We start from the raw sequence: 13,634 nt of genomic DNA on the forward strand, positions 1-13,634 counted from the left end.
CCGGGCACCCGCACACGACCGGCAGCACACACAGGAGGACGCGATGACGACCACCGAGGCCGGCGCCGGAGCGCCCTCCTCCGAGGCGACGGAGATCGTCACCGACCACGACCGCGGCATCCACGGCTACCACCACGAGAAGCAGGAGCACCTCAAGCGCCTGCGCCGCATCGAGGGACAGATCCGCGGCCTGCAGCGGATGGTCGACGAGGACGTCTACTGCATCGACATACTCACCCAGGTGTCCGCCTCCACCAAGGCGCTGCAGTCCTTCGCCCTGCAACTCCTGGAGGAGCACCTGCGCCACTGCGTCGCCGACGCGGCCGTCAAGGGCGGCGACGAGATCGACGCCAAGGTCAAGGAGGCCACCCAGGCCATCGCCCGGATGCTGCGCACCTGACCGGACGGACGGTGCCCGGACGTTGGCCGGGGCCGGATGGGGTCGGGCGCCCGGGCCGGACGAGCCCGGACGGGACCGGGGGCCGCCGCCGGGCGCCTTGACGGCGTCAGCGCCGCCCCGGCCCGGCACGGCGGCCGGACTCCTGGACCGCGGTCCGCGCCTCGGCCACCCGGAGCACCTCGTCGATGCTCTCCAGACTCAGCCGTCCCTGCGCCGCGGACGCGGCGATGATCAGATCTCCGCACAGCTCTATCTCGGCGAGAGCCACGTGGTCCTGGACCATTCCGAGGGGGGCCACGCGCGTCACCTCATCTCTGCCGTCACCGACGTCCCGGGGCCTGTCGGACAGGACCCAGGGTAGGCAGCGGCCCACGCGCCGCGCATGGCACGTAAGGGCTAGTTCCCGCCGGTCACTCCGCGAGGATCCGGCCGGTCACCCCTCGGCGGTGCGGCCGGTCACCCCTCGGTGGTCCCCCGCCGCTCACTGCTCGGCGATCCGGCCGGCGTAGATGTCGTCCGCGGCGGGCAGCCGCACCCGCACCGGGGCGCCGAACCCGAACAGCAGCGTCGTGGACGCCACCGTGACCGGCCGTTCCTCGGTCCCGTTCACGAAGCTGAACCGGTGCCGGACCTTGCGGATGCGCCCCTCGTCGTCCAGATACACGTCGAACGGCACCGAGGCGGTGGCGAACCCCTCCGCCGCCGCGCCCAGCGGCCCCCGGTTCGGCTCCGAGGCGTCGCGCGCCGCCACCGCGAGGTCCGCCGTCCCCCGGTAGTGCCGCACGGCCGTCCCCGCGACCTCGGTCCGCTCGACGAACGCGGCCGTCCGCGTCCCGCGCAGTACCTCGGCGGCCACCAGCGGATCGGTCGCCCCACCGGTGACGAGGTTGCCGTCGGCCAGCGTGCCGGTGTCCACCCGCACCCACTTGTCGGCGGGCACCCCGGCCCCGCGGTTCTTCATGAACAGGGCGCCCGGAGCGAGCAGCTCGGTGATCGGCCGCCGCACCTCCTGCCCCGCCGGGTCCTGCGGCAGCAGCACCTTCAGCCGCCCCGTCCGCTCCCGGAAGTCGTAGACGCCCTCGCCCCGGATGGTCACCCTGGTCCCGCCGCTGGCCATCTCCATGGACGTGCGGGTCTGGGCGCTCCCGGCCTCCACCAGCGCGTCGGCGGCGCCCCGCAGTACCGTCACCGGATCCCCGGCCGGCGCCCCGCCGGCCGCGGCCCCGCTCTGCGCGCACGCCCCGGCCGTCAGGCCCAGGCAGCCGACGGCGCCGAGCGCGCCGACGGCCCGGCGCATCCGCCCGCCCCGCAGTGGTCCACCCGCCATCGTCCGCCTACCCCCGCTCGATCCGCCACGGGCCGCTGTCGTTGCGGTTAACGACCGGTAGGTGCCGCCGTCACGCGCGACGCGGCGGGCGGTACCGTGGTCGGCGTGGCGCAGCAGCAGGAACGGCCCGAGCCCGTCGGACAGAAGGAACACTCCACCACCACCGCGGAGCAGGGGCGCTTCTGCACGGCCCGCTGCACCTGCGGCTGGCGCGGCCCGGCCAGGAGGGCCCGCAGCCAGGCCCGCACGGACGCCGAGAAGCACACGGCCGGGTGACCCGCCGGGCCACCGCGCCGCCGGACCGGGGCGGACGGCCCCGGGGTTCCGGAGAACGCCCGGGGCGGCCCCGAGGTCCCTGATGACACCCGGGGCGGCCCCGAGGTCCCGGCGAACGCCGGAAGGGCCTCCGGCCGGCTCAGATGTTGGAGTCGAGCGCCGGGAATCCGGCGGGCAGATCGGCGGCGGGCTCGTCGCCGACCGCGCCGGTCAGATCGCGGTCCAGGCCCAGGGTGTAGGCCGCCATGGAGATCGAACCGGCGGCATGCCCGTCGACCAGCAGGTCCAGCGGCCGGTCGTCGGCCAGCCCGGCGATGTACAGCAGCGGCAGATAGTGGTCCGGCGTCGGCACCGCCCGGCGGAAGTCGGGGTGCCCGTCGAGCGCCGCGACCCCCGCCGGGTCCTCGGCCAGCCGCTCGCGCGCCACCTCGTCGAAGCGCAGCGCCCAGTCGTAGCCGGTGTCCGGCTGCCGGAAGTCGACCGCCCGCAGGTTGTGCACGATGTTGCCGCTCCCGATGATCAGCACCCCCTGCTCCCGCAGCGGGGCCAGTCTGCGGCCCAGGCGCAGATGGTGGTCGAAGTCCTTGAACGCGTTGAGCGAGAGCTGCACCACCGGGATCGACGCGTCCGGGAAGGCGTGCACGAGCACCGACCAGGTGCCGTGGTCGATGCCCCAGCTGTCGATGTCCTGCCCCACCCAGGTCGGCTTCACCACGTCGGCCACCAGCTCGGCGACGTCGGGCGCGCCCGGCGCCGGGTACTGGACGTCGAACAGCTCCTGCGGGAACCCGTAGAAGTCGTGGATCGTGCGCGGCCGGGGCATCGCGGTGACCGCGGTGGCGTTGGTGTACCAGTGCGCCGAGATCACCAGGATCGCCCGCGGCCTGGGCACCGACGCGCCGAACAGCCGCCAGGCCTCGGTGTACCGGTTGTGCTCCAGGGCGTTCATCGGGTTCCCGTGACCGAGGAAGGCGGCCGGCATCAGCGTCCCGGCGGCCCCGTCCGGCCCGCCCTCACCGCTCGGACCGGTCGCACCGCTCGGGCCGGTCGGGCTGGTCGGGCCGGTCCCACCACGTGCACCGCTCGCACCGGTCGCACCGCTCGCACCGGTCGCACCGGTCGGACTGCTCGCACCGCTCATGCCGCTCGAACTGCTCATGCCGTGCACGGACGCTTCCCTTCGCCGGGGACCGGTTCCCCGCCGAGACTAGGTCCTGTCCCCGGCCCCGCGCCGCGACCCGCTGCACCGACGGGGCGTCAGCACCCGCCGCGCATGCCCGTGTTGCGCCGACCGGGCGGCTCAGGCCGCCAGGTCGCGCTCCCCGGGGCCGGAGGCCTCACGGCGCGGCCCCCGGGCCGTCCCGCCCTGCTGCCCGTCCCGACCGTGGGCCGCGACCAGCCATCCCGCCCTGGGCGACCGCTCGATCGCCCGCATCAGCGGCGTCAGCAGCGCCATCGCCGCCGGCGACAGCAGCAGCGCGACCGCCGTGCCGAGCGCGAGCCCGCCGATCACGTCCGTCGGGTAGTGCACGCCCATGTAGACCCGGCAGAAGCCCGCGAACACCGCCATCACGATGGCCACCAGGCCGAACTTCCGGTTGGCCAGGAACAGTCCGACCGCCAGGGCCATGCTGAGGGTGGCGTGGTCGCTCACGAACGAGTAGTCGGTCTTGCCGGAGACCAGCACCTCGAGACCGTCGTGGTCGAGGAACGGTCTGGGCCGCTCGACGATGCCCCGGATCGGCACGTTCACCAGCACCGCCACGGCCGCCGAGAGAGGGGCCCACACCAGCGCCGCGACCGAGACCGCCGCGTCCTCCCCGCCCCGCTTCCGCACACCCCACCAGCACCACAGGACCATCAGGATCACGGCGAACAACAGCCCGTACTCGCCGACGAACTCCATGACGCGGTCGAACCACGGCGGGGCCGCCTTGGCCAGGCCGTTGATGTCGTAGAGCAGGTCGACGTCGGGGTTCGACCCGGATTCGGCGAGTCCAGCCATGGTGCTGCGGCCCCTTCGTCATGTAATGCGGCACACGGTGTGCACGCCTTCCCTGTCCACCCCCGTGGTGTGTAGATCCGCTTCCGGCTACGCCAACAGGAACGCACGGCCCCCGTCCATACGTTCCACGGTCCACCGAATGATCACCCAGACGTTACCGAAGAGAGATTCATCTCCGCAGCTCAGGGGGTGGGTTCACGCTCCGCTACGCCGGGGTGGGGAGCGCTTTCGCGCCATCTTCGGTCACCCGGGTGGCACCGAAGTAGTCGGGGGTGTCGATCGGGTCGAACCGGATCACCGCACCCGGGCGGGGCGCGTCGATCATGTACCCACCGCCCACGTAAATCCCCACATGCCGGATGGCCCGCGAATCGGTCGGGTCGTCCGAGAAGAAGACCAGATCACCGGGGAGCAGTTCGTCCCGCGCCGGATGCGGTCCCGCGTTGTACTGGTCGTTCGCCACCCGCGGCAACGTGATCCCCACGCTCTCGTACGCGGCCTTCGTCAGACCCGAGCAGTCGAAGCGTCCGCCCTGCTCAGCGGTGCCGTTGCCGCCCCAGAGATAGGGCGTGCCCAACTTCTCCTGCGCGTACGCGATGGCGCCCGCCGCCTGCTTCGAGGGATCGACCCGGCCGACCGGCGCCGCGAAACTCTTCTCCAGCGCGGTGATCCGGGCCACGTAGTTCTGCGTCTCCTTGTACGGCGGCACCCCTCCGTACTTGATCACCGCATAGGCCCCCGCGTTGTAGGAGGCCAGCATGTTTTCGGTCGGATTCCCCGGCACGTCCTTCACATAGGACGCCAGCGTGCAGTCGTACTGCGCCGCCGACGGGATCGCGTCCGCCGGATCCCACACGTCGCGGTCGCCGTCCCCGTCCCCGTCGATGCCGTGCGTGGCCCAGGTGCCCGGGATGAACTGCGCGATGCCCTGCGCCGACGCGTGGCTCTGCGCCCTCGGGTTGAACCCGCTCTCCTGGTAGAGCTGGGCCGCGAGCAGCGCCGGGTTGATGGCCGGGCAGAGATTGCCCCACTTCGCCACCAGCTCCTGGTACTCGGCCGGCACCGCCCCCTTGGCCAGCGCCTTGGCGGCCCCGCCCCCCACCCCGTTCACGAGGTTCCCGGCGACGAGGTAGACGCCCACGACGAGCAGCATGACGAAGGCGAGCCCACCGCTGAGCGCGACGCCCGCCACCACCCACGCCTTACGCACCGTCAACCGCCCTTCACCCCGAGGGAGTCCGACCGCCGCCGTCAGTGTAGAGGCGGCCCCCGGCCGTCACCCCCTCACGAACGCGACCGGACGGGACCGGACGTGACCGGACCCGGCCGCACGGGACCGGGGAGTGCACCTCGGCCGCATCCCGGCCGCCCTCCACACCCCTCGCCCCGGACGCGTCCCGCCCTCTTCGCGGACTTCATTGCCCGGCGTAACATACCGTGATACACAGAGTGACGATACGACTCTTCATTCACACAAAACACGCCAGCCAATGACGCCAAGTCGACATGCGTTGGCGCATTTGTCGGCGACAATGAGGTCTGACCTCTGCATGCCCGCAGAGGGTGCGGAACTACCCAACAGGGGCGGTGACTTACATGCTCTTTGCGGCCGACGAGGGAGACATCAACACCATCATCGGCGGGATCGCTCCGGACTGGGGCCCCTTCGGCAGCCTGGGCAACGAGGCCAAGGTCATGATCGAAGTGGTCATGGCGGTCGCCATCCTGATCTGCCTCGGCATCGCCATCTGGGGCGCCGCCAAGCAGCGCATCGGTGCCACGGCCCTGCGCGACACGTTCAGCGCCGAACAGGGCAAGGGCCTCATCATCGCGGGCCTGACGGGTGTGTTCATCATCGGCTCACTCGGCACCCTCTTCACCATCGTGTACGGCATGGCCGTCTAGCCCCGCTCCATCGGTCCCCACCGGGCACGCCCGGCACCCCTCCACCCCACCCGCCCGTCGTGCCCACCGGCTGAGGTTGCGTCTCCCTGATGTCGAGTCACCACACCGCGCCCGCGCGGGGACCAGCACGGCTACCGTCGTACCAGGAGTACGCGGAGTACGAGGTGTTTCCGCACGACGTCGAGGGGGCGTACGCGGCATGAGTCTCGGAGACGAGCACGAGGCCACCGGCGGTTACGGAGGCACGGGCCAGACCCGGACCCGCCTGCCCGAGGGCGACGGCGGCGGTCCGTACGGCGGCGCGCGCAGAACCGGCCGCTCGTCGTCCCGCAGCCTGGTCACGGTCGTCGGCGTGGTGGTCCTCCTCATCGCCGCCATCGCCTTCGCCAACCGCGGGGGAGACGGTTCCGCCACCGACGACCCGGAGGCCGACTCCCCCAAGGCGGCGGCCACGGCCCCGTCGGGCGAGAAGCCCGTGGGCACCAAGACCGCCGGCATCCCCTCGGGCTTCGCCCACGACCGCCAGGGGGCGGAGAGCGCGGCGGCGAACTACGCGGTCGTGCTGGTGTCGTCGGACATCCTCAAGCCGGACCGGCGGACCGCCATCGTCCAGCAGGTGTTCGTCCAGGACAAGCAGGCGTCCCTGCAGGAGCGCTTCAACAAGGCCTACACCAAGGACTTCCTGAACAACCTGGGCCTCGACGAAAAGGGCAACGCGGCCGCCGGCAGCACCTATGTCTCACGCACCATGCCGATCGGCACGAAGGTCACCAGCTACTCGGACAGCGCCGCCGCGGTCGAGGTCTGGTGCACCGGAGTCTTCGGAACGGCGGGCGAAAGCACGACCAATCCGGTCAGCAGCGACTGGTTCACCATGATGCTTCAGCTGCGCTGGACCGGCGACGACTGGAAGGTCTACAGCTTCGCCCAGAAGGACGGGCCCGCACCCGTCCCGGGCGACCACAAGGCGTCCACGGCCGACGAGATGGCCACAGCCGTTCAGGAGTACGGAGGCCTCACGTATGCCCGGTAATCCGCGCCGTGTCCTGCGCGTCGCCGCAGCCATCGCCGCCGTCCAGGCCGCCGTCCTGACGCTGGCCACTCCCGCTGCTGCCGACCCGTCTCCGACGCCCTCGCCGTCCAACGACAACTGCGATCTCATCGTCGGCCCCGCCAGGGACTACTGCGAACGAGGCGAAGGCGGCGGAGGCGGCGGAGCCACCCGCCTGGACACCCCCACCTCCGCCCTCGACCCCCTCGCCTCCCTCGCCCAGGGCTGCGCCGACGCCGCCTCCTGGACGATCAAGAAGCTCAGCGCGGCCGTCCAGGAGACCGCCCAGGTCGACTTCACCAACCCCACGTTCCTCCAGCAGTACGCCGTCGTGTTCGCCGCGTCGACGATCCTGACCCTCCTGCTGTGGCTGCTGGCCGTCGCCAAGCGGGCCGTCCGGGGCGTCCCCCTCACCACCGCCCTCTCCGAGGCCATGGGGTTCCTGTGGCTCACGGTGCTCGCCTCGGCGTTCACCCCGCTGATCCTCTACACCGTCGTCTCGGCCACCGACGGCGTCACCGACGTGCTCGCCAAGGCGACCGGCGACCAGACGGACACCTTCTTCGGCACCTTCTCCGCCGCCCTGGAGAAGGGCGAGGACATCGGCGGCGGCCCGATCATGCTGATCGTCGTCTCCCTGGTCTCGATCCTCGCCGCCGGCGTGCTCTGGCTGGAGCTCGTCATCCGGGCCGCCCTGCTGTACGTCGGCGCCCTGCTCGGCACCGTCGTGTACGCGGGCCTGGTCGACAAGAACCTGTGGGGTCACGTCCGCCGCTGGGCCGGGATCATGATCGCCGTGATCCTGGTGAAGCCCGTCATCGTGATAGTGCTGGGGCTCGCCGGCGCCCTGTCCGCCGACGACGGACCCGACGCCTTCTCGGCGGTCGTCTCCGGCCTCGCCATCATCCTGCTGGCGATCTTCGCCTCCGCGATGATCTACCGCTTCGTGCCGGGCTTCGGCGACGAGATCGCCGGCTCCCGCAACAACCGCATCATGCAGGGCGCCGAGGGCAAGGCCGCCGCCGTCATCAGCTCGCCCGCGACCCTCGTCGCGCAGGGCATCAAGACCCACAGCACCCGCGCCGACCACAACGCGGGCGGCGGCCAGTCCTCCGGCCCACGCCCCGCCAACCCCGCCTCCGGCGGCGTGGCCGCCCACAGTTCGCGCCCGGCCGGCGGCGGCGGAACTGTCCCCTCCGCCGCACCCGCCCCGCGCGCCGCCAGCCCGGTGAACACACCGCACGCCGGCAACACCCGCACCAGCAGTACCAACCGCACGGGAGGTGAAGGGCGTTGACGACCGAGTCCCACGTGTCCCATCCGGTCACGCCCCGCCGTACGTATCTGATCGGCCGCGCCCGGCCGAACGCGATCATCGGCCGCAACCGCGAGACCGGCGAGATCGCGCTCATCGTCCTGGGCGCGTTCCTCGGCATGATGTGCGGGCTCCTCGTCCCCGTCCTGTCCGTGCGGATCGTGCTGCTCGCCGGGCTCCCCATGATCGCCCTGTCGGCGGTGTACGTGCCCTACAAGGGCCGCACCTTCTACAAGTGGTTCGAGATCAACCGCAGTTACAAGCGCACCCTGCGCAACAGCGCCACCTACCGCTCCGCCGTCGTCGAGGCCGGCACCCGCCTGGACGGGCGCGAGGTGGAGGTCGGCCCGCCCCCCGGCATCGGCCGCATCACCTGGCTCGCCGCACCGTTCGGACCGGACGAGATCGCCGTGCTCCTGCACGCCGACCGCAGGACCGTCACCGCGGCCATCGAGATCGAGGGCCCCGGCGTCGGCCTGCGCGACTCCGAGGACCAGGAGGCCCTGGTCGACCGCTTCGGCACCCTCCTCAAGCACGTCGCCAACGGCGACGGCTTCGTCACCCGCCTCCAGATGCTGGCCCGCACCCTGCCCGCCGACCCCGACGCCCACGCCAAGGACGTCGCCGTGCGCGGCGACGACAAGGCGCTGCCGTGGCTGCAGCAGTCCTACGACCAGCTCCAGTCCATGGTGTCCACCAGCAGCGAGCAGCACCGCGCCTACCTCGTCGCCTGCATGCACTACACCCGCGACCTGGCCGCCGAGGCCAACGCCATGGCCCGCGCCGTGCGCACCCAGGGCCGCAGGGTGGACCGCGACGCCGGACTGGCCGTCGTGATGGCCCGCGAGCTCACCGACATCTGCTCCCGCCTCCAGGAGGCCGACATCCGCGTCCGGCAGCCGCTCGGCCAGAGCCGGCTGTCCTCGCTGATCCACTCCATGTACGACCCGGACCACCCCATCGACCACATCCAGGCGATGACGAAGCGCAACGCCTGGCCGGCCGAACTGGACGCGACCGAGCCCACCTACCTCCAGGCCAAGACCCGAGAGTCCGCCACCCGCGCCCCCTGGTGCCACGCCACCGCCTGGGTGAAGGAATGGCCGATGACCCCGGTGGGCGTCAACTTCCTGGCGCCGCTCCTCGTCCACACCCCCGACGTGATCCGCACCGTCGCCGTCACCATGGACCTCGAACCCACCGAGGTCGCCATCGAACGCATGCTGACGGAGAAGACCAACGACGACGCCGAGGCGTCCCGCGCCGCCAAGATGAACCGCACCGTCGACCCCCGCGACATCGCCGCCCACAGCCGCCTCGACCAGCGCGGCGAGGACCTCGCCAGCGGCGCGGCCGGCGTCAACCTGGTCGGCTACATCACCGTCTCCTCCCGCTCCCCCGAGGCCCTGGCCCGCGACAAACGGACCATAAGGGCGTCGGCCGGCAAGTCGTACCTGAAACTCGAGTGGTGCGACCGCGAGCACCACCGCGCCTTCGTGAACACACTCCCGTTCGCCACCGGCATTCGAAGGTAGGGGCTGAAGTCCGATGCGGGATCCGCTGTCCGTCGTCACCGACGCCTTCACGTCCTTCCTCTTCGGGAAGGTCGAGACGACCCGCCTGCCGGTGCGCACCTCCACCGGCCAGGCCCAGGCCGTCTACCTGCCGACCGCCGCGCCCGGCCTGGGCGACTCCGGCGTCATCATCGGCCGCGAAGTCTACTCCGGGAAGGGCTACATCTACGACCCCTTCCAGCTCTACGGCCAGCAGCTCCCCGCCCCGCACTGGCTGGTGCTGGGCGAGTCCGGCAACGGCAAGTCTGCCCTGGAGAAGACTTACGTCCTGCGCCAGCTGCGCTTCAAGGACCGCCAGGTCGTCGTGCTGGACGCGCAGGGCGAGGACGGCGTCGGCGAGTGGAACCTCATCGCGCAGGAACTCGGCATAACTCCCATCCGGCTCGACCCGACGGCCGCCCTCGACCACGGCATCCGGCTCAACCCGCTCGACCCGGCGATCACCACGACCGGCCAGCTCGCCCTGCTGCGCACCATCATCGAGGTCGCCATGGGCCACAGCCTCGACGAGCGGGCCGGCTTCGCCCTCAAGGTCGCGCACGCCTACGTCACCGAGACGATCCTCGACCGCCAGCCCGTACTGACCGACATCGTGGAGCAACTGCGCCACCCCGAACCTGAGTCGGCCGCCGCGATGAACGTCGCCCTGGACGACGTACGGGCCTGGGGCCTGGACGTCGCCCTCGTCCTGGACCGCCTGGTCGACGGCGACCTGCGCGGCATGTTCGACGGCCCGACGACCGTCGGCATCGACCTGGACGCGCCGCTGATCGTCTTCGACCTGTCCCACATCGACCGCAACTCCATCGCCATGCCCATCCTCATGGCGATCGTCGGCGTGTGGCTGGAGCACACCTGGATCCGCCCCGACCGGAAGAAGCGCATCTTCCTGGTCGAGGAGGCCTGGCACATCATCAACAGCCCGTTCGTGGCCCAGCTGTTCCAGCGCCTGCTGAAGTTCGGCCGACGCCTCGGCCTGTCCTTCGTCGCGGTCGTCCACCACCTGTCCGACGTCGTGGACGGAGCGGCGGCGAAGGAGGCCGCCGCCATCCTGAAGATGGCCTCGACCCGCACCATCTACGCCCAGAAGGCCGACGAGGCACGGGCGACGGGACGGGTCCTCGGCCTGCCCCGCTGGGCCGTGGAGATCATCCCGACCCTCACCCCCGGCATCGCCGTGTGGGACGTCAACGGCAACGTGCAGGTGGTCAAACACCTCGTCACCGAGACGGAGCGCCCGCTGGTCTTCACCGACCGCGCGATGACCGAATCGTCCGTCGACCTCGCCGACGACGCCCTGCGCGCCGCCGAGCTGGAGGCGGAGGAGCGGGCGGCGGCCTTCGTGGAGCACCACGTCGGCGACTCCGAGTCGACGGTGGCGTAAGCGGCAGGGTGCGGGGAGGACACGGGTGAGCGCGCACGACCGCCACGGCGGGGGAACGGACGGCCGGGGAGGCATCCCCGACGGGCTGCTGATCGGCATCCTCGGCTTCCTGCTCGGCATGACGACGCTGGTGTGGACGGCCACCGGCCTCGCCGGTCTCCTCGCCCACGGCGCCTGGCCGTCCGGCGTCACCTTCACCCGCACACCCCTCGCGATGCGCTCCCTCATCGCCGAACCGCACGACCTCCCGGGCGCCTGGCCGGACACCCCGGCGGACGCCCTCTCCGGTTACGGCCTGTTCTGGGGCCTGTTCATCGGCCAGCTGATGATCCTGATGGTGCTCACGGTGTTCGTCCTGGGCACCGCGGCCCGCTGGAAGGCCGGCCGCATCCGGCGCCGCGCCGCACGGACGGCCGCCCCGGCCCACCCCGAGCCGCAGCCGATGCCGGACGCGTCGAAGCCGCGTCCCGCCGTGGTGCACGAGGTCCCCACGCCGAGGGCACCGGACGCGTCGCAGCCCCCCGCGGCGACCGCGCCCGCACCCGCGCCGGAGCCCGCACCGGAGCCCGCCGGGTCGGCGAAGGCGGTCCCCTCGCCCGTGGCGGCGTCCCCCTCCTCCCCGGCGACGCTCCCGGCACCCCTGGAAGCGGCGTCCGCGGGCGGCTGGGACACCTCCCGCACCGCAGGCGCCGTCCGCTACGGCCCGCCCGACGCCCGCCACCAGGCAGCCGCTCAGGCCGTGCGGGACGCGGAGGGCCCCGTGCTCGTCCTCTCCTCCCACCCCGCCCTGTGGGAGGAGACCAAGGACGCCCGGGGCAAACTCGGCCCCACCCACCTCTACGACCCGACCCACCGCTGCGACACCCCGGCCCGCCTGCACTGGTCGCCTACGAGCGGCTGCGAGGACAAGGACACCGCCGTCGCCCGGGCCACCGCCCTCCTCGCCCCGGTCCGGCCCGCCTCCCGCCTCGACCAGGCCGTCAGCGACACCGCCGAACTCCTCCTGCGCAGCTACGTGCACGCCGCCGCCGTCGACGGCCGCACCATCCGGCACGTCCACCGCTGGGCCCAGGGACTCCAGGTCCAGGACGCCGTCCGTATCCTGCGCACCAGCCCCAAGGCGGCCCCCGGCGCCGCCGGCGAACTGGAGGCGGCCCTCACCGCCCACCCCGAACGCCGCGACATGGCCCAGCAGCTGACGAGCCGTGCGCTGTCCGCCCTGTCCACCGTCAACGTGCGGGAAGCCTGCACACCCAACCGAAATGATGCCCTCGCACTGGATTCCTTCATTGCTGAAGGGGGCACGCTCTATGTGGTGGGCGAAAGCATCGAGGATCCCCGCACCGCCCCGGGGGCCATGCCCCTGTTGACGGCCCTCGCCTCCAGCGTGGTCGAGCACGGCCGGCGCATGGCCGCACGGTCATCCTCCGGTCGGCTCGACCCACCACTCACCCTCGTCCTGGACGACGTCGCCGCGGTGGCCCCGATCCCCCACCTCCCGGAGCTCCTCGCCACCGGCACGGATCAGGGCCTGCCGACCCTGGCCCTCCTCCGGTCCCGCGAACAGGCCCGGGCCCGCTGGCCGCACGCCGAACTACCCGTCTGACCCGGGCCGTTCCAGCACCATCTCCCACTCGTGCTCCTGCGGCCTGGCGGCCAGCGGCACGGTCACCCCGCTCCGGACGAAGCCCACCTTGCGGTAGAAGCCCAGCGCCCGCTCGTTCTCCGGGTGCACGATGAGCCGCGCCCGCTCCGCCCCGCGCTCCCACGCCCAGTCCAGGGCCGCCTGGAACAGCGCCTGGGTCGGCCCCCCGCCGCCGCGGTGCTCCGGCGCGACGTACACCCCCACGAGGTGCCCCTGTCTCCGGGCCACGGGCATCCCCGCCCAGTCCGTCGTCCCGGCCTCCTCGATGAGCACGGCGACCGTCCCGACCCAGTGGCCGGCTGCCGTCTCGGCGATGAACTGCCGGGTACCGCCCGCGTCCTGAGCGGCGTTCGCCGTACGCTCCTGCCAGAAGGTGTCGGGCCGTGCCGCGGCGTCCTCGTAGGTCTCCAGGTAGGCCAGGTGCGCGACCGGGTCGCGCAACGCGGTCAGCCGCAGCTCCTTCACCCGCGCCCATTCGCTCGCCTGGACAGGCCGTATCACGGGGGTACCGACGGGCGATTCATTCATGACCGCCACGGTAGAGCAGCCCGAGACCCACCACAACGCAGAAAACCCCGCACCGGAATGGTGCGGGGTTCTCCCACAAATTGTTCGGCGGCGTCCTACTCTCCCACAGGGTCCCCCCTGCAGTACCATCGGCGCTGTAAGGCTTAGCTTCCGGGTTCGGAATGTAACCGGGCGTTTCCCCTACGCTATGACCACCGAAACACTATGAAACACTCAACCGCACC

At 71.9% G+C, this 13,634-nt stretch carries 14 protein-coding genes and 1 rRNA gene; 8 read left to right on the plus strand and 7 right to left on the minus strand.

All coding sequences use genetic code 11. From position 1 onward, the window contains the following. The first annotated feature begins 43 nt into the window (after positions 1 to 43). The gene (locus tag AC02VZ_RS20215) at positions 44 to 400 is read left to right on the plus strand and encodes a metal-sensitive transcriptional regulator (protein ID WP_362101237.1); all 357 of its coding nucleotides are present in this window, start codon (positions 44 to 46) and stop codon (positions 398 to 400) included. A 106-nt stretch (positions 401 to 506) separates the two neighbouring features. Here AC02VZ_RS20215 and AC02VZ_RS20220 read toward each other — a convergent pair whose 3' ends face one another. Beyond that, positions 507 to 707, minus strand: coding sequence for a hypothetical protein (locus AC02VZ_RS20220; protein WP_432054837.1), 201 nt, complete (start codon positions 705 to 707; stop codon positions 507 to 509). Between the two features lie 174 nt (positions 708 to 881). Next, on the minus strand, positions 882 to 1,727 hold the full coding sequence (locus AC02VZ_RS20225) for an SCO4651 family lipoprotein (RefSeq protein ID WP_476476046.1): 846 nt from the start codon (positions 1,725 to 1,727) through the stop codon (positions 882 to 884). A gap of 105 nt (positions 1,728 to 1,832) precedes the next feature. On the opposite strand from AC02VZ_RS20225, the gene AC02VZ_RS20230 reads away from it, so the two are divergent. Continuing rightward, positions 1,833 to 2,003 carry a hypothetical protein gene (locus AC02VZ_RS20230; protein ID WP_362101230.1) on the plus strand — a complete coding sequence of 57 codons (171 nt, stop codon included), beginning with the start codon at positions 1,833 to 1,835 and terminating at the stop codon, positions 2,001 to 2,003. A 139-nt stretch (positions 2,004 to 2,142) separates the two neighbouring features. Here the strand turns inward: AC02VZ_RS20230 and ygiD are convergent, their stop codons facing one another. The 3 genes from ygiD to AC02VZ_RS20245 all read right to left on the minus strand — a co-directional run bounded on the left by ygiD (position 2,143) and on the right by AC02VZ_RS20245 (position 5,161). Continuing rightward, positions 2,143 to 3,162, minus strand: a complete 1,020-nt coding sequence (gene ygiD / locus AC02VZ_RS20235; RefSeq protein WP_476476047.1) for a 4,5-DOPA-extradiol-dioxygenase — start codon at positions 3,160 to 3,162, stop codon at positions 2,143 to 2,145. Between the two features lie 141 nt (positions 3,163 to 3,303). After that, positions 3,304 to 4,008 (minus strand): phosphatase PAP2 family protein, encoded by a 705-nt coding sequence (locus AC02VZ_RS20240; RefSeq protein WP_432054840.1) that lies wholly within the window; start codon positions 4,006 to 4,008, stop codon positions 3,304 to 3,306. Between the two features lie 205 nt (positions 4,009 to 4,213). Further along, on the minus strand, positions 4,214 to 5,161 hold the full coding sequence (locus AC02VZ_RS20245; protein ID WP_432054854.1) for an NlpC/P60 family protein: 948 nt from the start codon (positions 5,159 to 5,161) through the stop codon (positions 4,214 to 4,216). 443 nt (positions 5,162 to 5,604) lie between these two features. On the opposite strand from AC02VZ_RS20245, the gene AC02VZ_RS20250 reads away from it, so the two are divergent. The 6 genes from AC02VZ_RS20250 to AC02VZ_RS20275 all read left to right on the plus strand — a co-directional run bounded on the left by AC02VZ_RS20250 (position 5,605) and on the right by AC02VZ_RS20275 (position 12,843). Beyond that, positions 5,605 to 5,913 carry a hypothetical protein gene (locus tag AC02VZ_RS20250; RefSeq protein WP_006136301.1) on the plus strand — a complete coding sequence of 103 codons (309 nt, stop codon included), beginning with the start codon at positions 5,605 to 5,607 and terminating at the stop codon, positions 5,911 to 5,913. A 199-nt stretch (positions 5,914 to 6,112) separates the two neighbouring features. After that, positions 6,113 to 6,946: a DUF8175 domain-containg protein gene (locus AC02VZ_RS20255; protein ID WP_476476048.1), complete on the plus strand. Its 834-nt coding sequence runs from the start codon at positions 6,113 to 6,115 to the stop codon at positions 6,944 to 6,946. Further along, positions 6,936 to 8,261 (plus strand): hypothetical protein, encoded by a 1,326-nt coding sequence (locus AC02VZ_RS20260; protein ID WP_476476049.1) that lies wholly within the window; start codon positions 6,936 to 6,938, stop codon positions 8,259 to 8,261. The genes AC02VZ_RS20255 and AC02VZ_RS20260 overlap by 11 nt, the downstream gene beginning before the upstream one ends. After that, complete coding sequence (locus AC02VZ_RS20265) at positions 8,258 to 9,814, plus strand: SCO6880 family protein (RefSeq protein WP_432054843.1); 1,557 nt, start codon at positions 8,258 to 8,260, stop codon at positions 9,812 to 9,814. The genes AC02VZ_RS20260 and AC02VZ_RS20265 overlap by 4 nt, the downstream gene beginning before the upstream one ends. 13 nt (positions 9,815 to 9,827) lie before the next feature. After that, positions 9,828 to 11,237 carry an ATP-binding protein gene (locus AC02VZ_RS20270; RefSeq protein WP_432054844.1) on the plus strand — a complete coding sequence of 470 codons (1,410 nt, stop codon included), beginning with the start codon at positions 9,828 to 9,830 and terminating at the stop codon, positions 11,235 to 11,237. Positions 11,238 to 11,262: 25 nt separating this feature from the next. After that, positions 11,263 to 12,843, plus strand: coding sequence for a type IV secretory system conjugative DNA transfer family protein (locus tag AC02VZ_RS20275; RefSeq protein ID WP_432054845.1), 1,581 nt, complete (start codon positions 11,263 to 11,265; stop codon positions 12,841 to 12,843). Here AC02VZ_RS20275 and AC02VZ_RS20280 read toward each other — a convergent pair. After that, entirely contained in the window at positions 12,832 to 13,410 is a 579-nt protein-coding gene (locus AC02VZ_RS20280) for a GNAT family N-acetyltransferase (protein ID WP_432054846.1), read from the minus strand. The genes AC02VZ_RS20275 and AC02VZ_RS20280 overlap by 12 nt on opposite strands. Before the next feature lie 82 nt (positions 13,411 to 13,492). Continuing rightward, positions 13,493 to 13,609, minus strand: a 5S ribosomal RNA gene (gene rrf / locus AC02VZ_RS20285). Positions 13,610 to 13,634 lie beyond the last annotated feature (25 nt).

The sequence above is a fragment of the Streptomyces sp. 3-6 genome, assembly GCF_056323165.1.